Raw genomic sequence first — 21,450 nt, 5'->3', positions numbered from 1 at the left:
TAACGGATGGGCCATTACTTACCGTGGTGGCGGGGAGAGCGATGATGACCCTACGGGCAAACTTTACCGTGGCGACATAACATCCCCCAATAATTCAAAATAAGTGAGTGAACTCTGTTTGCCCGCGGCGTTATCATGTTGTCCATGATCCGTAGCTGTTTGATTTATTAATTAATAATCACCCAACGGAATGAGGTATGCCATGACTGATAGTGTTTTTATATCCACTGATAAAGTGCCTGCGCGCAAAGGGGCGGAAATACTGCTCGAGATACTGGCCAGCGAGGGCGTTGAATATATTTTTGGTAATCCGGGAACGACCGAATTGCCGCTGATGGATGCGTTGGTGGGCAAAACCGATATCAGCTATATTCTGGCGTTGCAAGAGGCAAGCGCGGTCGCCATGGCGGATGGTTATGCTCAGGCCGCCCGTAAGCCCGGTTTTCTGAATTTGCATACGGCAGGCGGGTTGGGACACGGCATGGGCAACTTGCTCAACGCTAAGATTTCCCATACGCCGCTGGTGGTGACGGCCGGCCAGCAGGATCTGCGTCACGCCATTACCGATCCGTTGTTATTCGGCGATTTGGTTCAGTTGGCTCAACCGGCGGTAAAATGGGCGCAGGAAGTGTCGCATCCCTCGCAGTTGCCGGTCTTGCTGCGCCGCGCGTTTCACGATGTGGTGGCGCCGCCGCCAGGGCCGGTGATGTTGTCGCTGCCCATGAACGTCATGGAAGAGATGAGCGATACGCCGCTGTTGTCGCGCTCAGTGATTGATACGCATAGCGTGGCCTCATCGCTGGAGTCGTTGGCTGAAGAGTTGGCGCGTATTCAGCCCGGACGGCTGGCGATTATCGCCGGCGATGAGCTGTACAGCAGCCAGGCGGCTACGCAGGCCGTCAAGCTGGCCGAGCTGTTGGGCGCGCCGGTGTACGGTTCTTCCTGGCCGTCGCGGATTCCGTTTCCGACGTCGCATCCTCTGTGGGCGGGGAACTTACCCACTAAGGCCGCGGCGATTGCGGATGAGCTTAGCAACTATGATGCGATTTTCGCGCTGGGCGGCAAATCGCTGATTTCCATTCTGTATACCTCGTCATCTGCGGTGCCGGACAATTGCACCGTCTATCAGTTGTCGTCCGATGTGGGCGATCTCGGCAGAACCTATCCCACGCGCCTTTCGCTGGTCGGCCATTTACGGGCGTCGCTTGATGCGCTGTTGCCGATACTGTCCGGGCTCACGCAGCCGACCCGAGCGGATAGAAATGCCAATAGCGATGCGTTGCGGGTACAGCGCGATGCGAACAGAAAAACGCTGTACGCGCAGGCCGAGGATGACTATACGTCAGGCGTTATTTCGCCGCTGGTGGCGGCCCGTGAGGTGATGCGGGTTATCGGGCATGATATTGCTATTGTCGATGAAGCGATCGTTACCTCTTCCACCGTGCGCCAATTTTTGAACAGCCCTTCGTATGAGCAATACTCCTTTTTAAGAGGCGGGGCGCTGGGTTGGGGTATGCCGGCGGCGGTCGGCTGTTCTCTTGGTCTGGGGCGTGCGCCCGTCGTTTCGCTGGTGGGAGACGGCGCTGCGCTATATTCGCCGCAGTCGCTGTGGACGGCGGCGCATGAAAATCTCCCCGTCACTTTTATCGTTATGAATAACCGGCAGTACAATGTGCTGAAAAATTTCATGCGCAGTCAGCAGCATTACCTGGCGGCGCAAACCGAGAGATTCATCGCCATGGATTTAGTCAATCCCGAGATTGACTATCAGGCTCTGGCCCGTTCGATGGGCGTAACCGCCAGACGCATCACCCGGGCTGCCGATATCGCGCCGGCGGTGGAGGCGGGCATCCATTCCGGACAGGCGAATCTGATCGAGATCGTCCTTGCTTAATTCCATACCCCTATATATTTGTCATACTGCAATTTGCAGTATGGCGGATATGCGGTTGTTCAATAACCGATGGCGGTTATCATGGCGAGCGCAGGTGCAACTATGGCCGGCCTGTCCGATGAGAATATGCAAACGGCTATCTCCTCTAAGAACGAGTAATTTACTGCGAAGCGCCTTCACACTTTTCCCTCCGCCACTTCCCTGCTGAAGATAACCCGTTAAAGTTGCGGACAATCACCACCACAGGGAAGCGGCGCCATGCAGCCTCACGATGCCATTTTTAAGCAGTTCCTCGGTAATATCGATATCGCGCGGGATTTCCTTTCTATCCATTTGCCGCCGGATATTCAGGCGCACTGTGATTTCACCACCCTACAGCTTGAATCGGCCTCATTTGTGGATGATGAGCTGCGCTCGCGCATATCGGATATGCTCTATTCGTGCCGTACTTCGCAGGGGAAAGGTTATATTTATTGCGTTATTGAGCACCAGAGCTCGCCGGACAGGCTGATGGCATTCCGGTTGCTGCGTTACAGCCTGGCGGCGATGCAGCAGCATTTATCTCAGGGGCATGAAATTCTGCCGTTGGTGGTGCCGCTGTTGTTTTATCATGGCGAGCGCAGCCCATATCCGTATAGCCTGAGCTGGCTGGAGAGCTTTGCGGATCCGTTGCTGGCGCGGCGGATCTACACTACGGCGTTCCCGCTGCTGGATTTGACGGTGACCCCGGATGAGGAAATCAAAACCCATCGCCGCATCGCCTTATTAGAGCTGGTGCTGAAGCATATTCGCACGCGGGATATGCTAGAGCTGGCTCGGGATATCGGGCTGTTGATGGAGTTTTGGAAACTGCCCTTGACGCCGCAGCGGGCGTTGATGTTTTATATTCTGAAAACGGGGCAAACATCCGATTATCGTGCCTTTATTGATGGGGTAACCGAACCTTTAACCGGTGAACGGGAGGAAAATATGGAAAGTATCGCGAACCAACTGAAGCGTGAAGGTTTTGAGAAAGGGCTTCAGCAAGGGATTGGTCAAGGATTAGAACAAGGCATGAAAGCCAGCGCCTTACGTATCGCCCGCCAGATGCTGAAAAAGGGCATGTCCCGGCAGCAGGTGCAACAGATGACCGATCTGTCAGATGCCGATATGCAAACGGTGATATCAACCGCTGATGAATAATGTGTAACCGGTAATAAGTCTGCCTGTAGGGGCTGATGCCGATTGACGTTTTACGTAATGGCGACAGCAGATGTTCACCCGTGCTGACAACGGCATACCTCAATTAGCCTTCCTTTTCTTGCGCTATTCAAGCGATTGGCAACCCTCATCAAAAGCATAATAGTGTCGATAACATTATCATCGTAGGTATTTGTCACTGTGAGCGAACTGTATACCGCCGAAGGCACAATGGATAAAAGCGCGCTTTGGAAGCGCTATGTCCCTTTAGTACGCCATGAAGCATTGCGGCTACAGGTTCGTCTTCCTGCGAGCGTTGAACTTGATGATCTGTTGCAGGCCGGCGGCATCGGTTTGCTCAGCGCAGTAGAGCGTTACGATTCGTTGCAGGGTACGGCGTTTACCACCTATGCCGTTCAGCGGATCCGCGGCGCAATGCTGGATGAGTTACGCAGCCGCGACTGGGCTCCGCGCAGCGTGCGGCGCAACGCGCGGGAAGTGGCACAAGCGATGCAACAGGCTGAACAGCAGCTTGGTCGTGTTCCAACTGAGCAGGAAGTGGCGCACGCTTTGCATATTACGCTGGAAGACTATCGTCAGATTTTGCTGGATACCAATAATAGCCAGCTTTTTTCTTACGATGAATGGCGTGAAGAGCATGGCGATAGCGCGGAAGCATTGTTGGAGGGCAGTGAAGATGCCAATCCATTGCATCAACTGATGGAAGGTAATTTACGCCATCGGGTAATGGAGGCGATAGAAAACCTGCCCGAGCGCGAGAAGCTGGTATTAACGCTTTACTATCAGGAAGAGTTGAATCTGAAAGAGATCGGCGCGGTTCTGGAAGTGGGGGAGTCTCGGGTCAGTCAGTTGCACAGCCAGGCGATAAAGCGTCTGCGCGTGAAATTAATGAATGACGTTTAATTTATCTGCGCAGGAATAATGTTATCTCGGTATATTGTCATGGAATGGATTCATGCCTCAATCAGTTCGGAAGAAACAACGTCTTAGTCGTTATCTGAAAGATTTCAAACATAAGCAAACCCATTGTTCTCACTGCAATAGAGAGCTTGATCGCGTTTCATTGGCATTTCGTCACCAAGTCGTTAATAAAAAAACAATTGGTGACATTGATGACCTAATTGATGATGAAGCGTGGTCAAAAATACAACAGGATTTCGTGCCGCTTTGTCGTTTCTGTTGCGAAATAATATGCAACACCTATGCTAACTATTTCGACATTCAAGCATTCAGCCAGTACCTGATTGAACAAACGGAAATCAGGCATAGCACGATGCGCGAATATGTTATTCGACTGCGGCGGTTGGATGAATTGCTAGCGGCGAAAAATCATCCAAAGGAAGCGTTCGCCAGAGATAACATCCAGCGGCATATTTACGATTATCTCCCCGATATTAACCCCGATATCTACAGAAGCGCGCTGCGAAAATATGACCAGTATCTGGATTGGTACAAATACTATCGATAACCCATTATCTGCTTGGGCTATCACGCTATTGGCCGACTTGCTTTTATTCTAGAAAAGCGCGTAGGAGAGGTATTTTCCGATTGTTGCTATTAGTAACGATGTAATACCAGGCGTGATATGAATTCTGGCAAATAATAAGATCCCAGACATATGTAAAAGTTATACCTGTGTAAAAAAACTTGCAAAGTGGAGGCAAAGTATTGCACTGTCATACTACTGCAATCATCCGGCACTAATTTTTAGTCAGATGATTAGCGGTAGTTCTTAATACGGTCAATCATTATTCATTGGAATAGTTGTTGTCACAGTGAGGAACGCGGATGGTGGTGTCCTTTTTGGGACTGAGTAGTCAAAATCAATATCGTTGTCTACGGACTCGCCGATGCGAGGGATTTCCCCGCCACCAATTTCCTACACTGTATCGCTCGTTGTTAACCCCACTTTCTCTCTTATCCGTTCGGTCTGTTTACCCCTCATTAATTACGTCGCCCAACCGGTGTTTACGTTATTCCGGGTTGAGCGTTATTTATTTTGTTCTTCATCGGCTTAATAAGGAAGCCAAACCTCGTTGTGAGTGAAACGTCACGCGCTGCCAGGCAGTGCGGTAAGTGAAACAAACTGTAAGGTGCCACTATGGGAAGACAAAAAGCAGTGATCAAAGCACGTCGTGAAGCGAAGCGCGTTATTAGACGTGAGTCGCGTAGTCATCGTCAGCGTGAGGAAGAGTCGGTCACTTCTCTGGTTCAAATGGGCGGAATTGAATCGATAGGGATGGCGCGGGAAAATCGCGATACCTCTATCATTGAAGCCAGGACAACCGCCCAGGAGCATTACTTGTCTGCAATAGAGAATAAACAGTTAATCTTTGCCACCGGTGAGGCGGGTTGTGGCAAAACGTTTCTGAGTGCGGCCAAAGCGGCGGAAGCACTTATTCATAAAGAGGTCGATCGTATTATTGTGACCAGGCCGGTATTACAGGCCGATGAGGATTTAGGCTTTTTACCTGGAGATATTGCCGAGAAATTCGCGCCTTATTTCCGTCCGGTTTATGACGTACTGTTACGGCGTCTCGGCGCGTCGTTTATGCAGTATTGTTTGCGACCGGAAATAGCCAAAGTGGAAATCGCGCCATTTGCTTATATGCGCGGTCGGACGTTTGAAAATGCCGTGGTGATTCTGGATGAAGCGCAGAATGTGACGGTTAACCAGATGAAGATGTTCCTTACTCGTCTGGGTGAAAATGTAACGGTAATCGTGAATGGTGATATTACGCAGTGTGATTTACCTTCTGGGGTTAAATCCGGACTGCGTGATGCGCTGGAGCGTTTTGCGGAAGATGACATGATTGGCATCGTGTCGTTCGGTAAACAAGACTGTGTGCGCTCAGAGCTATGCCAGCGCACGCTCATCGCGTATGGATAATATTTAATCTCTGTCTGTATTCTGGAAAACAAAAACGCAGGGAGTGTTTTTAACGGCCCGAAAGGGGGCGGGCAGGGAGAGCCCGCCATAAAAAAACGCCGCGAAAGCGGCGTTTTTCTTCCGGCGTCCCGGATTAACTTCGGCGTGATTAAGCGCGAATGAAGTCGATATGAGTCAGTTTCGGCTTGAACGGATGACGCTGTACAGCCTGAACTTTAGCTTTGACTTCTTTTCCATCGATAGACAGAATCACCACTTCACCGTAGAAACCTTCTTTCAGTTCCTGGTTTTTTACTACGTCGTGATCCAATTCGATAGCAACTGGCGCTTCTGAACCACCATAAACGATGGCGGGGAATTTACCAGCATGACGCAGGCGGCGGCTCGCACCCTTACCCTGATCTTTACGTGCTTCTGCTTTGATAGTAATCATTTTTTACTCTACTTAATATAAGTAATCCTGCTACAGGCGACCCAGCAGCAAGTTGGGTTATTCAGCTTCTGCGGTGCAAAAGCGGACGGAATTCTAACGGAATATGGTTCGTCGGGCAAATAAAACCGAGAAATAAGTTATCCTCGCAACTCGTTTGCCCGGCGGAAACGGCCCTGATAATCGAATATTTTTTCCCGTAGTTGCCAGAATTTCCCCTGACGACGAGCCACGACAAAATCGGGAGCCCGTAATAGAGGTTGCTGCGCCAGAATATCCGCGGCCGTTTGCCAGACGAAGGGAACACCGGGCGCCCGTTGATGAATGCGTATGAAATTCAACTGAAACACGTGGCGCTGTGCGGGTGTTTGCAGGCGAAAACGTTCGCTGACATCCGCGCCATCCTCGTCATAGTAGGTAATGTTAAGCCATTCCCCTTTGGCATCCCGCCCCGGCGTCAGGCTCATCCCGCTACAGCGTAGCACCAGCGCGTCTTTTAGTCTTAATGCCGCTTTCAGCATATCGTCCGGATCGACGAGTACGTTTTCACACTGGTGGCAACGCCGGGCTGCAATGTCGTTTTCCGCGCCGCAGTGCGGGCAGATTTTAAAGCGAAAGCGAAAGTCGCATTGCTGGCGTTGACCGTTGTCCAGCATTTCCCATCCTTGACAGCGTCGGCCGTAATGTTCAATTACGCTGCCGTCCGGGGTGGTTTTTCCCCAGAAAAGATTGGCGAAACCGCACTGCGGGCAAAAAACCTGTACCGGCTGGCTGTCGCCGTGAGGTTTGCTGTTGCCGACTTCAGGCGTATAGAGATCGTGAGGGTTGCCGGCGTAATCCAGGATCAGGCATGAGGTTTTGCCGGGAAACAAACGTAGGCCGCGACCGACAATCTGTTGATATAAACTTACGGATTCCGTCGGGCGCAAAATGGCTATCAGGTCAACGTGCGGCGCATCAAAACCGGTCGTCAGTACGGCAACGTTGACCAGATAACGTAACCGTTGTTGTTTAAACGCGTCGATAAGCGCATCCCGCTCCGCAGACGGCGTATCGGCGCTGACCAGCGCCGCTTGACCTTCAGGTAGCAACCGATGGATTTCACGGGCATGTTCAACGGTTGCCGCGAATATCATCACGCCCAGGCGCGTCTGGGCATATTCGACTATCTGACTGACAATGTGCGGCGTAATGCGCTGTTGCCGCTTTAACTCGCGGTTGAGATCAATCTCGCTAAACAAGCCGTTGCTTCTGGCCGCCAGTTTGCTGAAGTCATATTTTACTATGGGCATATCCAGCCGTTCCGGCGGCACCAGAAAGCCATGCTTGATCATATAGCGCAGCGGCAGTTCATAGATACAATCGCGGAACAGGCTGTGTTCATCACCGCGAATCATGCCGTGATAGTGATAGTGGTAAATCCAGCCTTTTCCCAGACGGTAGGGCGTCGCCGTCAAACCCAGCAGGCGCAGTTGCGGGTTGGTTTGCCGCAGATGCTGGATAATCTGCTGGTATTGGCTGTCGTCGTCATCGCCGATGCGGTGGCATTCATCAACGATCAGTAATGAAAAGGATTGTTCGAATCGATCCAGATTGCGAGCGACGGATTGAACGCTGCCAAACACGACTTTCCCCCGGCTTTGTCGTTGCTGTAGCCCGGCGGCAAAAATATCCGCCTCCAGCCCCCAGGCGCAGTATTTGGCGTGGTTCTGCGCCACCAGTTCTTTGACGTGCGCCAATACCAGCACGCGGCCACGGGCGAGTTTGGCCAATTCGGCAATGACCAGGCTTTTCCCTGCGCCCGTCGGCAGCACAATCACTGCCGGGTGGGTATGGCGACGAAAATATTCAAGCGTTGCGGATACTGCCTCACGTTGGTAAGGGCGTAGGGTAAAAGGCATAACTCAGTGCTGACAAATTTTACTGGCGCTGGTGGTAAAACCGGCTTCAAGCGGAATAAACTTGCCGCGTTCGGTCAGAAACTCAACCAGCGCCGCTGCCGTCATATCGGAGGCTGAACAGGTATGGAAACGGGCATCGTGGCCGAAACGCTTTTCAATAGCGGCAATCAGCCGTTCAGTAGTAAAAGACTCGCCGGCGTCGAGCATCATTTGCAGGACTTCATGACCGTGGATAGAAGACATTTGTTAGATCCTCACAACGAACAATTGTCATATTATGCCCCTTGATCATGTTCGGCGCGAGAGACGCGCCAACATATTCATGGCGGCTGGCCTATGTGAATTCTAGGATGTCGGCCAAAGCCCCGTTATACTGAAACACTCTGGCAGCGTTTTTGTTGCTCTTCTTCATCTTCATGAGTATTGACGCGTTGGCGTATCGGCCCGCGCGTATCAGCCTCGTGGTTTAAAAAGGCAGTTGGTTTGTAATGCGATTGGACAAATTTTTATCTCAGCAACTGGCAATCAGCCGTTCGCTGGTGGCACGTGAACTGCGTGCGCAACGGGTTACCGTTGATGGTGAGGTGGTAAAAAGCGGCTCTTTTAAACTGTTGCCCGAACATCAGGTCGCGTTCGATGGCAATCCGCTGGTGCAGCAGCTCGGGCCGCGTTATTTTATGCTGAATAAACCGCAGGGCTACGTCTGTTCAACGGAAGATCCCGATCATCCGACCATTCTTTATTTTATGGATGAGCCGGTCGCGCATAAGCTGCATGCGGCGGGACGTCTTGATATCGATACCACCGGATTAGTGCTGCTTACCGACGACGGACAATGGTCGCATCGAATTACTTCACCTAAACATCACTGCGAGAAAACGTACCTGGTGACGCTGGAGCAGCCATTAAGCGAGGATACCGCCGAACAGTTTGCGGCCGGTATTCAGCTTAACGGCGAGAAGCATTTAACCAAACCCGCTATGCTGGAGAAAATAACGGCGTATCAGGTACGCCTGACCATCAGTGAAGGGCGATATCATCAGGTGAAAAGGATGTTCGCCGCGGTAGGTAACCGAGTTGTGCAGTTACACCGTGAGCGCATCGGCGGTATTAGTCTGGACAGCGAGTTGGAACCGGGTGAATACCGGGCGTTGAGCAGTCAGGAAGTCGCGAGCATCGGGCAGTAATCAGGAGCCATTCTCAGTGCAACAGAACCAGCCTTCCCACATCGGGTTGATTTTTATCCTTGGCTTGATTTCCATGCTCATGCCACTGGCGATTGATATGTATTTGCCGGCATTGCCGACCATTGCGACGGAGTTCGCTGTTGAGGCCGGGCGTGTCCAGATGACGCTCAGCGCCTATGTACTGGGATTTTCTCTTGGCCAGATGTTCTATGGCCCCATGGCTGACAGCCTGGGGCGTAAGCCGGTCATTCTGGGCGGAACGTTGGTTTTCGCTATTGCCGGCGCGGCCTGTGCGTTGGCGCAGAGTATCGAACAGCTGATTTATCTGCGCTTCCTGCACGGTATGTCGGCGGCGGCGGCTGCCGTGGTCATCAACGCTTTGATGCGAGATATGTTCACGAAAGATGACTTCTCGCGCATGATGTCGTTTGTCGTGCTGGTGATGACCGTGGCGCCGCTGGTCGCGCCGATTTTAGGCGGCGCGCTGCTGGTGTGGTTCAGCTGGCATGCGATTTTCTGGGTGATGTCGGGCGCCGCCTTATTGGCGACGGCGCTGGTCTTCTTCTTTATTCAGGAAACCCTTCCGCCGACCAGGCGACAGAAGTTTCACCTGCGCACGACGGTCGGTAACTTTGTGAGCCTTTTCCGTCACAAGCGCGCTTTTAGCTATATGGTGGCAGGGGGATTGTCTTTCTGCGGCATGTTTTCTTTCCTGAGCGCCGGCCCGTTTGTTTATATCGACCTGCATGGCGTTTCTCCGCAGAATTTTGGTTATTACTTTGCCCTGAATATTGTTTTCCTGGTTCTGATGACGTTATTCAACAGCCGAAATGTCCGACGCCTGGGCGCGGTCATTCTGTTTCGCATTGGGTTGACGATTCAGTTCTCGATGGGAATATTTCTGCTTCTGGTATGCGCGTTTGATTTGGGTTTCCCGGCGCTGGTGCTTGGCGTCGCCATATTTGTTGGCTGTACGGCGATGGTGGGATCCAATGCCATGGCGATAATTCTGGATGAGTTTCCTCATATGGCGGGCACGGCATCGTCGCTGGCGGGTACGCTCCGTTTTGGTTTCGGGGCGATAACGGGGAGTCTTCTATCGCTGATGGCGTTTACCAGCGCCTGGCCGATGGTGATTTCCATGGCGCTGTGCTCACTGGGCGCGCTCCTGGCATACTTTTACGCCAGCCGCCCCAGTAAAGCGTAAATTCTGATATCCATAACGGCGCGGGCTTCTGCACTCTGTTTTCCCTTCTGCCCGCGCGCTTCCGTAATACATTCGAAAGTAACATTTCAGCTCGAAAATAACATTTCAGCGACCATGAACGCCAGTTCCCGCCTGCGCGCGGAATGACGGATTGGGGCGTTTGGGGAGCGATCTGTCTCTTTATTTGTTTTGTATATGTAAAATATATAAATCAAAAGTGAATAATTAGAGAGAAAAGAGTTGAGATATTAAATGGAAAGGGTTACATATAACCTGAGAAAGAATAGTAATTTGTGAACGCTCTGACATTAATTATCCCTACTCTGGCCTATACCATTGCTATAAGCAGAGAGTGAGGCCCGATGTAATTCGCCGCATCGTTTTTTAGCTAGAAAAGATAGAGCGATCGGGCTACCATGATGAAATGTTATTTTTTTGTGAATTATCGGTAAAACTTAACCTGAGGGAAAACAGTAGTGAATAGTTTACAACTTTCGGTAGTGCATCGTTTGCCGCAAAGTTATCGCTGGTTATCGGGTTTTGCAGGTGTAAACGTTGAACCCATACCGCTGAGTGGCAGAGATGAAGATAATAATTTGATCGGCTTGAAATTATTGAGCCATGATGGTGATGATGCCTGGATGGTTATGCGCCAACTGAATCAATCCCTGAATGAAATTCAGGTTGAGAGTTCCGTATTGGAATGGGAAGGAGAACCCTGTCTTTTTTTACATCGTAATGATGAAAGTACCGCCATGTGCCGTTTAAAAAACATCGGCGTAGCGATAGCTGAACCTGTATCCGCACAATATCCGTTTTAAGCGGCAATGTCGGCCCTGACGTTGCTGCGCTTTTTAGCATCTATTGATGAATGATCGATGCTTCGTTAATAAAATCCAAAGTACGTTTAACCCGATTTTACGATGACAACTGAAGCAGCTCTCGCGTGTAGTCCTGCGCTGGATGCGTAAATACCGCCCGGCAATCCCCTTGCTCCACCACTTCGCCCTGTTTTAGCACAATCACCTGATGACACAATGCCCGCACAACTTGCAGATCATGGCTGATAAACAAATAAGCCAGTTGGTGTTTCTGTTGCAGCGATTTCAGCAAGGCCAGGATCTGGGCCTGAACGGTTCTGTCCAATGACGAGGTTGGTTCATCGAGAATAAGCAGCTCGGGTTGCAGAATCAGCGCCCTGGCAATGGCAATACGCTGACGTTGTCCTCCGGAAAATTCGGAGGGATAGCGGTGACGGGTCGAGGGATCCAGCCCCACCTCCCGCATCGCCTCAATTACGCGTTGTTCCCGCGCCTGAACACTCAATTTCTGATGTACGCTCAGTCCTTCCGAAATAATTTGCTCGGCATTCAGCCGCGGGTTCAAGGCTGAATTGGGATCCTGAAAAACGACCTGGATCCGGCGGCGGAAAGGCAACATCTGTTTGCGGGTAAATTCATGCAATGGTTGATTATCGAACCAAATTTTTCCGCGTGAACGCAGTAAACGCAGCAGCGCCAGCCCGGTGGTGCTTTTCCCCGAACCGGACTCGCCGACCAAACCAATACTTTCGCCGCGACGCAGGGTGAAGTTGATGTCTTTTACCACCTGTTTTTCATCGACGGTGCGTCGCAGCAGCCCGCGTTTGACAGGAAAAGAAACCTGCAATTGTTCAACGCGCAAAATGGGCTGAATATCACTGGTGAGCGGCGCCGGTTCGCCGGCGGGTTCGGCATCCAGCAACTGACGGGTATAGGGGTGTTGCGGCGCGGCGAACAGCCTATCACGGGTGTTATATTCCACGCGTTGGCCGGACTTCATCACCGCAACGTTATCAGCCAATCGGCGAACAATATTCAGATTGTGGGTGATGAACAGCAGGCTCATGCCCAGTTCCTGTTTCAGTTCATCCAGCAGCGTCAGTATTTGCGCCTGTACGGTCACATCCAGCGCGGTAGTGGGCTCATCGGCGATCAGCAGGTCGGGCTGCGTCAGCAGCGCCATCGCAATCATCACCCGCTGTCGTTCTCCGCCGGAAAGCTGGTGGGGGAAATCATTCAGCCGGCTTTTGGCCTGCCGGATACCGACGCGATCCAGACAGGTAATCACTTCGCTGCGGGCGACATCAGTGCGCATGCCGCGATGCAGCGCGAGCACTTCGATTAGCTGCTTCTCGATGCTTTGCAACGGATTGAGTGAAACCATCGGTTCCTGAAAGATCATGGCAATGCGATCGCCGCGGATCTGGCGCAGCGTTTTCTCATCCGCATGCAGCAGCGACTGACCGGCGAAGATAATATCCCCCTGCTGATAAACCACCGGAGGAGAAGGCAGCAACCGCAGGATGGAGAGGGCGGTCACGCTTTTCCCCGACCCCGACTCACCCACCAGCGCCAGCGTTTCGCCCGCATTGACGGCAAGCGAGATCTGATCGACGACTTGCTGTTCGCTCTCGCCGCTGCGAAAGGCGATGCTAAGGTTTTCAATTTGTAGCAGTGGTGAAGTAGACATATTAATGCGCCTTGCTGGGGTCAAAGGCGTCGCGCACCGCTTCGCCGATAAAAATGAGTAAAGACAGCACAATAGAGAGCACCATAAATACGGTAATGCCCAGCCAGGGCGCCTGAAGGTTATTTTTCCCCTCCAGCAATAGCGCCCCTAATGAGGGCGATCCCATCGGCAAACCAAATCCCAGGAAGTCCAGAGAGGTCAGGGTGGTGATGGAGCCGCACAGAATAAACGGCAGGTAGGTCAAGGTGGCGACCATGGCGTTCGGCAGCATGCAGCGATACATAATGGCCCGATCGCTGACGCCCATCGCCTGCGCGGCGCGGATATAATCAAAATTCCGGGTGCGAAGGAATTCCGCCCGCACGACGCCCACCAGACTCATCCAGCCGAATAGCACCGTGATACCCAACAGCCACCAGAAATCGGGCTGAATCACGCTGGAAAGCAGGATAATCAGAAACAGGGTCGGCATACCGGACCAGACCTCAATAAAGCGCTGCCCCCACAAATCCAAACGGCCGCCGTAATACCCCTGCGTGGCGCCGACGGTAATGCCAATCAGGCTGGAAAGTATCGTCAGCGCCAGACCGAACAATAACGAGATGCGAAACCCATAAAACACCTGCGCAACCACATCTTTTCCCTGACTGTCGGTACCCAACAGGTTTTGCCGCGATGGCGGAGAGGGAAAAGAGACGGTCGTCGCGTAGTTAATCGTGTCGTAGCTGTAGCGGATCAGCGGCCATAATACCCAGCCGTGCTGTTCAATGCGTTGAGCAATATAGGGATCGCGGAAGTCTGTCGTGGTGTCGAACTGACCGCCGAACGTTGTTTCGCTGTAGTTGACGATAAAGGGGGTATAGAACTGGTCGTCGTATTTCACTAATAGCGGCTTATCATTGGCAATCAGCTCTGAGAACAGCGTGATGATAAAGATCACGAGAAAAATCCACAGCGACCAGTATCCACGGCGATTGCTTTTAAAACGCGCCCAGCGCGCCTGATTAATGGGGCTCAGTCGGCTCATTGGCGTCCCTCGAAATCAATACGCGGGTCAACCAGCGTATAGGTCATATCGCTGATGATATTCAATAACAGGCCGATCAGCGTAAAAATGTAGAGCGTCCCGAACATTACCGGGTAATCGCGTTGCAACGTGGCGTCGTAGCCGAGAAGCCCCAGACCGTTCAGCGAGAACATCACTTCGATTAACAGCGATCCGGTAAAAAACATGCTGATAAAGGTGGCGGGGAAACCGGCAATCACCAGCAGCATCGCGTTGCGAAATACGTGGCGGTAGAGAATGCTTTTTTCATCCAGCCCCTTGGCTCTCGCCGTCACCACATATTGCTTACGGATTTCGTCCATAAACGAGTTTTTGGTCAACATGGTCAGCGTGGCGAAACCGCCAATCACGGTCGCTAACACCGGTAGCGCGATGTGCCATAGGTAATCGGTGACTTTCTGGTACCAGGGCAGGGTATCAAAATTGCTGGAGACCAGCCCGCGCAGCGGAAACCAGTCCAGATAGCTGCCGCCGGCGAACAGAACAATCAGTAAGATGGCAAACAGGAACGCGGGAATGGCATAACCGATGATAATCAGCGTGCTGCTCCAGGTATCAAAGGAGGTGCCGTTTTTGACCGCTTTTTTGATCCCCAGCGGAATGGAAACCAGATAGATAATCAGGGTGCTCCACAACCCGAGCGTAATGGAAACCGGCATACTCTCTTTGATCAGTTGTATCACCGAGGAGCCGCGGAACAGGCTGTCGCCAAAGTCGAAGCGTACGTAGTCCCATAACAGCTTGAAGTAACGTTCATGGATCGGCTTATCAAAGCCATAGCGCTTGGTGATCTCTTCGATCACCTCGGGATCCAGACCGCGGGCGCCGCGATAGGTATTCTCAATATTGAGCGCGCCCGTGTTGCCCGTGCGGGCCATGCCGGTATCGATGCCGCTGCCGCCGGTAAAACCGCTGCCATGACCCATTTCGATGTTGGCGATCGCCTGATCGACCGGGCCGCCCGGCGCGATTTGCACGATAAAGAAGTTAATGGTGATAATCGCCCACAATGTTGGGATCACCAGTAAAAGGCGGCGTAATAGGTAAGTTCCCACGTTGACTCCTTAACGTCGCTCTGCCGGCAGCGTGGCCGCCTGTTTAACATCGTACCACCAGCCGTCTAAACCTAATGAATAAGCCGGACGAACCGCAGGCATGGCGAACTTGTTCCAGTAGGCGAAACGGTCATGATTGGAATACCACATGGGGAGCATTAACTGATTCCAGGTCAACACCCGGTCCAGCGCCCGACCCAATGCGAGTAGCGGTGCGGGCTGGCCCTGATGGGCAACGATTTGTTCAATCAAGCTATCTATCGCCGGATCCTGCACGCCGGGGGTATTGTAGGTGGAATCAATATATTGAGAACTCCAACGAATTTGCAGGTCATCATTAGGATAAAGCATTGCTCTGTAAAGCGTTGTCGTCATATCAAAATCGCGTTTGCGCAGGCGGCTGTTAAACTGGGTGCTGTCGATGTTTCTTATGTTCATCGTAATGCCGAGCTTTTTCAGATTCTGTTGGAAAGGCAGCGCGTATTGCGAATTGCCTGCGGTAGGCAACAGGAGTTCGAATTCAAACGGTTTACCCGTTTGACGATTGACCAGCCGCTGATTTTTCAATTCCCATCCGGCCTGTTCCAATAGCTTCAGCGCCTTCAGCCAGTTTCCCCGGTCGTAACCGCTGCCGTCGGAAGCGGGCGGTTGGTAGCTGGGGCCAAATACTTCCGGCGGCACTTTATCTTTCAGCGGCGTCAGCCAGGCCAGCTCATCGGCGCCGGGTTCGCCTTTTGCAGCATAGATCGTATTCTGAAAATAGCTATCGACGCGCTGATAAGCGTTGTAATACAGCGCTTTATTCATCCAGTTAAAATCAAACGCTAGCGTCAGCGCCTGGCGAACCCGGCGGTCGCTGAATATGGGCCGTTGGATATTAAAAGCCAGCCAGCGGGTATCCTGCGCGGACTGATTTGTCTGATCCTGCTTGATGATGTAACCGCGGTCAAAATTGCCGCCTTGATATTGCGCCGCCCAATGTTTTGGCGAGCCTTCAACTCGCAGATCAAAAGCGCCCGCTTTAAACGCCTCCAGCGCGACGCTGTCATCCAGATAATAGTCGTAGCGGATTTGATCGAAATTGTACTGGCCTTTATTCACCGGCAAATCGGCACCCCAGTAATCTTTAACCCGTGAATAGGTAACGTACTGTCCTGTGCGATAAGCCGTAATGCGGTAGGGGCCGCTGGCCGGCGGCGGATAGGGCAGCGGATCGCTTAACTTATGATTTTTCCAGAATTTCTCCGGCATGATGGGCAGCGTCAGCAGGCTGAACATGCGGTTCTTATCGGGAGTGGGGAAGTCAAAGCGGACGGTAAGCGGCGCCACGGTCTTTGCCGTCACGCCTTTAAAATAGATGCGGAACTGCGGCACGCCCTGCGTCATAAACATGTTATAGGTGAAAGCCACGTCGGCTGCGGTAATCGGTGTGCCGTCATGAAAACTCGCGCGTGGATTCAGGTCGATTTCTATCCAGTGAAAATCAGCGTCATGCCGGGTGGATTGAGCCACTAATGGGTAATAGCTGCCGGGCTCATCATCAGATGTCACGAAAAGCGAATCATACAGTCGCTCGGTTCGGGCTGCCGCCACGCCGCGCAGAGCAAAGCGGTTAAAGTTATCGAAAGTGCCGAGGGCGCTGAGCGTAATACTGCCGCCCTTCGGTGCATCGGGGTTTACATAGTCGAAATGACGGAAATCCGCATGGTATTTAGGCTCGCCTAGAATAGCGAAAGCGGTGCTATGCTCGATGGTTTCTGCATACAATCCCAGTGGCATGATGGAAAACAATACAGCAGTAATAACGCGTTTTAACATCTTGACGGCACTCTCCCGCAGTGTGACAGGCTTTAGCATAATAGAGGCTTTTTACAGCATAAAGTTTTTGAAATCATTAGCATTACATCAATTAGCCCCAGTTTTCCCTTTTTACCACGAAATAGACCGATAAACCTACCATAATCACGGTGTGCGCGGGTGTCATCCAGAGAGCCGTAAAATAATGTTAATAAAATATTGTCAGCAATCTTTTTTCATAAAAAAACGCTGCTTATTGCTAAGCAGCGTTCTGTTATCTCGTTTGGTATCTAATCAAGGAAAGAATATCGGTTAGCTGTTAGTCCCTTTATCCAGCACGCGACGGGCTTCGTGATAGCGTTTCTTCCAATAAGTTTCGTCCAGATTGGAAATCATGACGCCACTGCTGGTCGAGGCATGAACAAACTGATTATTGCCGAGGTAAATGCCGACGTGACGCCCGGTTGAACCGGCACGGAACATGACAAGATCGCCCGGACGCAATTTCGTGCGCTGAATTTTTTGCCCGACTTCCTGTTGTTCATAGGTTGAGCGGGGCAAATCCATACCGAACTGTTCACGGAAAGTCCGGCGAACAAATGCGGAACAATCAATACCGCCTTTGCTATCGCCGCCTAAACGGTAACGTACGCCTTTCCAACTAGCATATTGGCTAAGTAATTTGGATTTGATATCCACATTACGCACCAATGCTTCAAATTCATCCTGAGAGGCTTGCAGTAAAAGGCCATCTTTATCGTTAACTGCATGCATCTCAGTTTGGGGGTTTGGGTGATTAGATACACTGTTATTACTACATGCGGAAAGCGTCATTGCTATCGCAACAGCAGGCAATGCCCGCCAGATATATCTCAGGATCGGTTGAGATTTGACCATTATTGTTATGTTTCCTTGATTTCCTTAACGATAAATATCGTTATAAATGCCAAACGACAAAACGAGATTTAGACTAAAGCAGCGCTCGCACTTATCCAAACACAGAACCATGAAAGTGTGCCGGAAAGCACAATTATTTTCTTTTTCCTCTAGCTCAATAAGAGGAAAAAAGCAAACTTTACTGAGACTACCGTATCGATAAACAGATTGCGAGCAGTTTTAACTATTTTATTTATAAGATTTAATGATGTGATTAGTGAAAAAATGGCGATGTAAAAAATCTTAAATAGAAGGCTTTTTTGTTAAAAAGATGTGTCAGAAAGCGGAGAAAGTCTGCCGCATGGAAACAAAGATATTCGATAATAAGGAAAAGTATCCTCGGGGTAACGCCGGCCGCTAAAACGGCCAGCGAGAAGATCTTCCATAATAGACGATATTACTACTGTTTTCCCGCTGATTGGCGTCGGCTGGGCAGATGGCGATACAGCAAATTAATTAATGTATCGCTGGCAGGCGTGAGCAAGAACCAGCTTAATCCGACCAGGACGACCGACAGCGAACCTACCGCAATGTCGGTAAACCAGTGGGCGCCGATCATAACGCGCGGCAGTGAAAAAACGATCACGATCGCCACACCCGCGGCGAATGCGGAGCGGGTAAAATAGCGCAGCATAAAGGCGGCGAATACCATCAGCATCATGCCGTGGTCGCCCGGGAAACTATCTTTAGAGGCATCTTTCGCCGGAATATCGGTCAAGTCGCTGACCCGATGGATATCATGAAAATAGAGGGTCGGACTGGCATGCTGGACTGGTAATAGATGTCCCAGCTGATTCAGCACCAGGGCGCTGAGCAGCATAACGATGCCGATAATCAGCAAACGCCGCCGCCCGGACGGCGTCGCTTTTAGATAAAATGACAGATATAGCAACCCCATCACAATCAGCGCGCAAGCATCAAACGCCCGCAGGTTGGTGATAGCCACCAGTTTCAGGAACGCTGGGCTTTGGGGCAACAGATGGTTGAAATAGAAGAAGATATGACTATCCACACTAAACCAGAAGCCGTGATCCGGCGGTAAATACCAGGATAGAAAAAGCCCAATACCCAGTATGTTGAGCAGTAAGATAGTGAAACCGTTACGCCGTGACATAAAGTAGATAACTCGAATGTAAATTCAACTAAACGGTTATTCTATCCTGCAATAGTTAAACGAGCCTTTAACAATACGGATTGTAAACTATTCCATTCGGCGGGTGCTTCATTGATGAGTTCAATGCGGCTGTCAATCGGCGCGACGGATTTCGTTTCAATATGCAGGTCGGCCCCCTGACGGTTGACGATCAAGGTTCCTTCTTTGATGCGCATAACCCCTTTTACCCGGCTGACCGGCGACAGACGAACCCAGTCCAGCAATGCAGCAGTATCAAAGATGGTTTCCGGGGCGAAAATCCAGCCGCAGGCATGGTAGCCCTGACCTTGATTTAACGATCGCCGCCAGGGTTCATTGGCCGGCAGCCGCAGCGCCGCCAGACCTTGTGCGATCTTATGCTGGTGATGGTGGGCGCCGTCAGGCAGTTCACGCCGATTATGGCGAGGCTGGTCCAGCAGTTGCCGGTCTACCTGTCCTTGACTAACCATCACGATTTGCCGCGTGTCGTTATTGTCCTGTTGCCACTTCTGCAACGCGGATCGGTCTACATCAAGATAGGTATCCTGCTTGTTGGCGATAATGATGTCGGCGGCGGCCAACTGGTCGCGGAAATTTTCATTCTCCGTATAGCGGGATTCGCGCAATTGGCGGGCATCGAGCAGGCATAATGTCGCCTGTAACGTCAGCCAGGGCTGGTAACTCGCTCCTGTCAGCAACGAGAGAATCTGCTTAGGATGGCCCAGGCCGGTAGGCTCAATTAATAAGCGGTGCGGCTTTTTTTGCTGCAGTAACATATTCAGGCCGACCTGCATCGGCAAACCGTTAACGCAGCACATGCATCCCCCGGGGATCTCTTTCAATACCGCGCCGCTGTCCGCCAGCAGCGCGCCGTCAATGCCGATTTCGCCAAATTCGTTAACCAATACGGCCCAGACTTCATCTTCCGGCTTCTGAGAAAGAAGGTGCCGGATCGTTGTGGTTTTCCCGCTGCCAAGAAAGCCGGTGATGAGATTAACTTTGGTCAGCAACATAGACTCCTGATTTAAATAGGATCACATTGTGATGTGAATAGATTTACTTATGCTACATCAGAAATAATATCAAATTAATTAATGTTCACCCTGTTTGTTGTCGATACCTATTACATATTCGGCAATTGATAGGGGGAACTTATGAGTAGGTTAAGCAATTGGGTGTTATTGGGTGGGGTTGCGCTGTGCTCGCTCACATCAGGCATTGCGTCCGCCAGCGATGCGGCTTCGGGCATTATCCGATTTACTGGGCAGATTGTTGAGTCGCCCTGCGTCGCCAGCGCGCAGCAGGCGGTCGTCAATTTCTCTTGTTATCAAGAGGGTAAGCAGGCTAATTATCGTTACAATACGAATTCAGCGACGGCAGCTAATCAAGTATTGCCGGACCTGATAGAGGAAACTCGCATGGATTGGCTCAACGCTGAACGTACCGCCAGGCTGTTGACCGTAACCTACCGGTAGTTGAACAATGTGTATTCGCAAGTAACACCGCTTCGAGAGGGTGTTACCCACGAACGGCGACGACGCTTACTCCGCGCGGCCCATATAACGGCGTTCTGGAATATGGATACGGATTTTCTCACCGGCGCTCAGATATTCCGGTACCTGAATCGTCAGGCCAGTGCTCATTGTCGCTGGTTTGTTTCGGGCGCTGGCTGAGGCGCCTTTGATGCCGGGAGCCGTGTCGACAATTTCCATATCCACCGTCTGCGGTAATTCAAGCGCAATGAGTTCACCATCCCAGCTCAATACCTGAATACCCGGCATGCCGCCTTCGGGAATGAATAGCAATTCTTCTTCTATTTGGTCTTTTTTGAAGTTGTATGGCGTGTAGTCTTCATCATCCATAAAGACGTACTCGTCGCCATCAATATAAGAGAAGGTGACCGTCCGACGCGTCAGGGAGATGGTATCGAGAATATCATCGCCCTTAAAACGTTCTTCAACCTTTAATCCGGTGCGCACGTCAGAAAAACGCATCTTGTATAGCGTACTGGCTCCACGGGCGCTTGGGCTCTGGATATCAATGTCCTTCACCAGCAGCAATTTGCCATTATAGTTAACGGCCATACCGCGTTTAATTTCGTTCGCTCTTGCCATAAAAAATACCTGTCTATGAGGAGTGAGATTTTTGTGGCGACACGTTACTCGCGCCGCAGGATTCAGGCAAGCAGGAATTCATGCAACGGGCATGTCGCCAGCATTAATTGTAGATCATGGGCAACTAATA

The 21,450-nt window shown here is 51.4% G+C and carries 20 protein-coding genes; 9 read left to right on the top strand and 11 right to left on the bottom strand.

Annotation, left to right across the window (positions count from 1 at the left end; all coding sequences use genetic code 11):
* Positions 1–202 precede the first annotated feature (202 nt).
* From ACN28R_RS09890 to phoH, 5 genes are all read left to right on the top strand, one after another.
* Entirely contained in the window at positions 203–1,894 is a 1,692-nt protein-coding gene (locus tag ACN28R_RS09890; protein ID WP_095834268.1) for a thiamine pyrophosphate-binding protein, read from the top strand.
* Positions 1,895–2,152: 258 nt separating this feature from the next.
* Positions 2,153–3,076, top strand: coding sequence for an Rpn family recombination-promoting nuclease/putative transposase (locus ACN28R_RS09885; RefSeq protein WP_095834267.1), 924 nt, complete (start codon positions 2,153–2,155; stop codon positions 3,074–3,076).
* Positions 3,077–3,274: 198 nt separating this feature from the next.
* Positions 3,275–3,997: an RNA polymerase sigma factor FliA gene (locus ACN28R_RS09880; RefSeq protein WP_048639298.1), complete on the top strand. Its 723-nt coding sequence runs from the start codon at positions 3,275–3,277 to the stop codon at positions 3,995–3,997.
* Between the two features lie 52 nt (positions 3,998–4,049).
* The gene (fliZ, locus tag ACN28R_RS09875) at positions 4,050–4,562 is read left to right on the top strand and encodes a flagella biosynthesis regulatory protein FliZ (protein WP_048639297.1); all 513 of its coding nucleotides are present in this window, start codon (positions 4,050–4,052) and stop codon (positions 4,560–4,562) included.
* A 633-nt stretch (positions 4,563–5,195) separates the two neighbouring features.
* Positions 5,196–5,984 (top strand): phosphate starvation-inducible protein PhoH, encoded by a 789-nt coding sequence (gene phoH, locus ACN28R_RS09870; RefSeq protein WP_048639296.1) that lies wholly within the window; start codon positions 5,196–5,198, stop codon positions 5,982–5,984.
* A 148-nt stretch (positions 5,985–6,132) separates the two neighbouring features.
* Here the strand turns inward: phoH and rplY are convergent, their stop codons facing one another.
* From rplY to ACN28R_RS09855, 3 genes are all read right to left on the bottom strand, one after another.
* Positions 6,133–6,417: a 50S ribosomal protein L25 gene (rplY, locus tag ACN28R_RS09865; protein ID WP_048639294.1), complete on the bottom strand. Its 285-nt coding sequence runs from the start codon at positions 6,415–6,417 to the stop codon at positions 6,133–6,135.
* Between the two features lie 137 nt (positions 6,418–6,554).
* Complete coding sequence (gene radD, locus ACN28R_RS09860; protein WP_095834266.1) at positions 6,555–8,315, bottom strand: DNA repair helicase RadD; 1,761 nt, start codon at positions 8,313–8,315, stop codon at positions 6,555–6,557.
* A gap of 3 nt (positions 8,316–8,318) precedes the next feature.
* Positions 8,319–8,558 carry a YecH family metal-binding protein gene (locus ACN28R_RS09855; RefSeq protein WP_048639292.1) on the bottom strand — a complete coding sequence of 80 codons (240 nt, stop codon included), beginning with the start codon at positions 8,556–8,558 and terminating at the stop codon, positions 8,319–8,321.
* Between the two features lie 245 nt (positions 8,559–8,803).
* On the opposite strand from ACN28R_RS09855, the gene rsuA reads away from it, so the two are divergent.
* The 3 genes from rsuA to ACN28R_RS09840 all read left to right on the top strand — a co-directional run bounded on the left by rsuA (position 8,804) and on the right by ACN28R_RS09840 (position 11,530).
* Complete coding sequence (gene rsuA / locus ACN28R_RS09850; protein WP_095834265.1) at positions 8,804–9,502, top strand: 16S rRNA pseudouridine(516) synthase RsuA; 699 nt, start codon at positions 8,804–8,806, stop codon at positions 9,500–9,502.
* A gap of 16 nt (positions 9,503–9,518) precedes the next feature.
* Positions 9,519–10,709 (top strand): Bcr/CflA family multidrug efflux MFS transporter, encoded by a 1,191-nt coding sequence (locus ACN28R_RS09845; protein WP_048639290.1) that lies wholly within the window; start codon positions 9,519–9,521, stop codon positions 10,707–10,709.
* A 476-nt stretch (positions 10,710–11,185) separates the two neighbouring features.
* A complete protein-coding gene (locus ACN28R_RS09840) occupies positions 11,186–11,530 on the top strand; it encodes a YejG family protein (protein ID WP_048639289.1) in 345 nt (114 codons plus the stop codon).
* Between the two features lie 97 nt (positions 11,531–11,627).
* Here ACN28R_RS09840 and yejF read toward each other — a convergent pair whose 3' ends face one another.
* The 7 genes from yejF to ACN28R_RS09805 form a co-directional block, all read right to left on the bottom strand.
* On the bottom strand, positions 11,628–13,220 hold the full coding sequence (gene yejF, locus ACN28R_RS09835; RefSeq protein WP_048639288.1) for a microcin C ABC transporter ATP-binding protein YejF: 1,593 nt from the start codon (positions 13,218–13,220) through the stop codon (positions 11,628–11,630).
* A 1-nt stretch (position 13,221) separates the two neighbouring features.
* Complete coding sequence (locus ACN28R_RS09830) at positions 13,222–14,247, bottom strand: ABC transporter permease (protein ID WP_048639287.1); 1,026 nt, start codon at positions 14,245–14,247, stop codon at positions 13,222–13,224.
* A complete protein-coding gene (locus tag ACN28R_RS09825; RefSeq protein ID WP_048639286.1) occupies positions 14,244–15,341 on the bottom strand; it encodes a microcin C ABC transporter permease YejB in 1,098 nt (365 codons plus the stop codon). The genes ACN28R_RS09830 and ACN28R_RS09825 overlap by 4 nt, the downstream gene beginning before the upstream one ends.
* Positions 15,342–15,350: 9 nt before the next feature.
* Positions 15,351–17,159, bottom strand: a complete 1,809-nt coding sequence (locus tag ACN28R_RS09820) for an extracellular solute-binding protein (protein ID WP_048639285.1) — start codon at positions 17,157–17,159, stop codon at positions 15,351–15,353.
* A gap of 291 nt (positions 17,160–17,450) precedes the next feature.
* The gene (gene mepS / locus ACN28R_RS09815; protein WP_048639284.1) at positions 17,451–18,035 is read right to left on the bottom strand and encodes a bifunctional murein DD-endopeptidase/murein LD-carboxypeptidase; all 585 of its coding nucleotides are present in this window, start codon (positions 18,033–18,035) and stop codon (positions 17,451–17,453) included.
* A gap of 439 nt (positions 18,036–18,474) precedes the next feature.
* Positions 18,475–19,188 carry a phosphatase PAP2 family protein gene (locus tag ACN28R_RS09810; RefSeq protein WP_048639283.1) on the bottom strand — a complete coding sequence of 238 codons (714 nt, stop codon included), beginning with the start codon at positions 19,186–19,188 and terminating at the stop codon, positions 18,475–18,477.
* 41 nt (positions 19,189–19,229) lie between these two features.
* On the bottom strand, positions 19,230–20,216 hold the full coding sequence (locus tag ACN28R_RS09805) for a CobW family GTP-binding protein (protein WP_048639985.1): 987 nt from the start codon (positions 20,214–20,216) through the stop codon (positions 19,230–19,232).
* Between the two features lie 144 nt (positions 20,217–20,360).
* Between ACN28R_RS09805 and ACN28R_RS09800 the strand changes: the two genes are divergently transcribed.
* On the top strand, positions 20,361–20,681 hold the full coding sequence (locus tag ACN28R_RS09800; protein ID WP_048639282.1) for a fimbrial protein: 321 nt from the start codon (positions 20,361–20,363) through the stop codon (positions 20,679–20,681).
* Between the two features lie 66 nt (positions 20,682–20,747).
* Here ACN28R_RS09800 and yeiP read toward each other — a convergent pair whose 3' ends face one another.
* Positions 20,748–21,320: an elongation factor P-like protein YeiP gene (gene yeiP, locus ACN28R_RS09795; protein WP_048639281.1), complete on the bottom strand. Its 573-nt coding sequence runs from the start codon at positions 21,318–21,320 to the stop codon at positions 20,748–20,750.
* Positions 21,321–21,450 lie beyond the last annotated feature (130 nt).

The sequence above is a fragment of the Brenneria goodwinii genome (genome assembly GCF_002291445.1).
GTDB classification, from domain to species: Bacteria; Pseudomonadota; Gammaproteobacteria; order Enterobacterales; family Enterobacteriaceae; genus Brenneria; species Brenneria goodwinii.
This window is presented reverse-complemented; position numbering and strand designations above follow the sequence as displayed.

What these genes read in the sequence shown, in the direction of transcription:
- ACN28R_RS09890 (WP_095834268.1), top strand. Translation starts at nt 203, where the DNA reads ATGACTGATAGTGTTTTTATATCCACTGATAAAGTGCCTGCGCGCAAA.
- ACN28R_RS09885 (WP_095834267.1), top strand. Translation starts at nt 2,153, where the DNA reads ATGCAGCCTCACGATGCCATTTTTAAGCAGTTCCTCGGTAATATCGAT.
- fliZ (WP_048639297.1), top strand. Translation starts at nt 4,050, where the DNA reads ATGCCTCAATCAGTTCGGAAGAAACAACGTCTTAGTCGTTATCTGAAA.
- phoH (WP_048639296.1), top strand. Translation starts at nt 5,196, where the DNA reads ATGGGAAGACAAAAAGCAGTGATCAAAGCACGTCGTGAAGCGAAGCGC.
- rplY (WP_048639294.1), bottom strand. Translation starts at nt 6,417, where the DNA reads ATGATTACTATCAAAGCAGAAGCACGTAAAGATCAGGGTAAGGGTGCG.
- radD (WP_095834266.1), bottom strand. Translation starts at nt 8,315, where the DNA reads ATGCCTTTTACCCTACGCCCTTACCAACGTGAGGCAGTATCCGCAACG.
- ACN28R_RS09855 (WP_048639292.1), bottom strand. Translation starts at nt 8,558, where the DNA reads ATGTCTTCTATCCACGGTCATGAAGTCCTGCAAATGATGCTCGACGCC.
- rsuA (WP_095834265.1), top strand. Translation starts at nt 8,804, where the DNA reads ATGCGATTGGACAAATTTTTATCTCAGCAACTGGCAATCAGCCGTTCG.
- yejF (WP_048639288.1), bottom strand. Translation starts at nt 13,220, where the DNA reads ATGTCTACTTCACCACTGCTACAAATTGAAAACCTTAGCATCGCCTTT.
- ACN28R_RS09830 (WP_048639287.1), bottom strand. Translation starts at nt 14,247, where the DNA reads ATGAGCCGACTGAGCCCCATTAATCAGGCGCGCTGGGCGCGTTTTAAA.
- ACN28R_RS09820 (WP_048639285.1), bottom strand. Translation starts at nt 17,159, where the DNA reads ATGTTAAAACGCGTTATTACTGCTGTATTGTTTTCCATCATGCCACTG.
- mepS (WP_048639284.1), bottom strand. Translation starts at nt 18,035, where the DNA reads ATGGTCAAATCTCAACCGATCCTGAGATATATCTGGCGGGCATTGCCT.
- ACN28R_RS09810 (WP_048639283.1), bottom strand. Translation starts at nt 19,188, where the DNA reads ATGTCACGGCGTAACGGTTTCACTATCTTACTGCTCAACATACTGGGT.
- ACN28R_RS09800 (WP_048639282.1), top strand. Translation starts at nt 20,361, where the DNA reads ATGAGTAGGTTAAGCAATTGGGTGTTATTGGGTGGGGTTGCGCTGTGC.
- yeiP (WP_048639281.1), bottom strand. Translation starts at nt 21,320, where the DNA reads ATGGCAAGAGCGAACGAAATTAAACGCGGTATGGCCGTTAACTATAAT.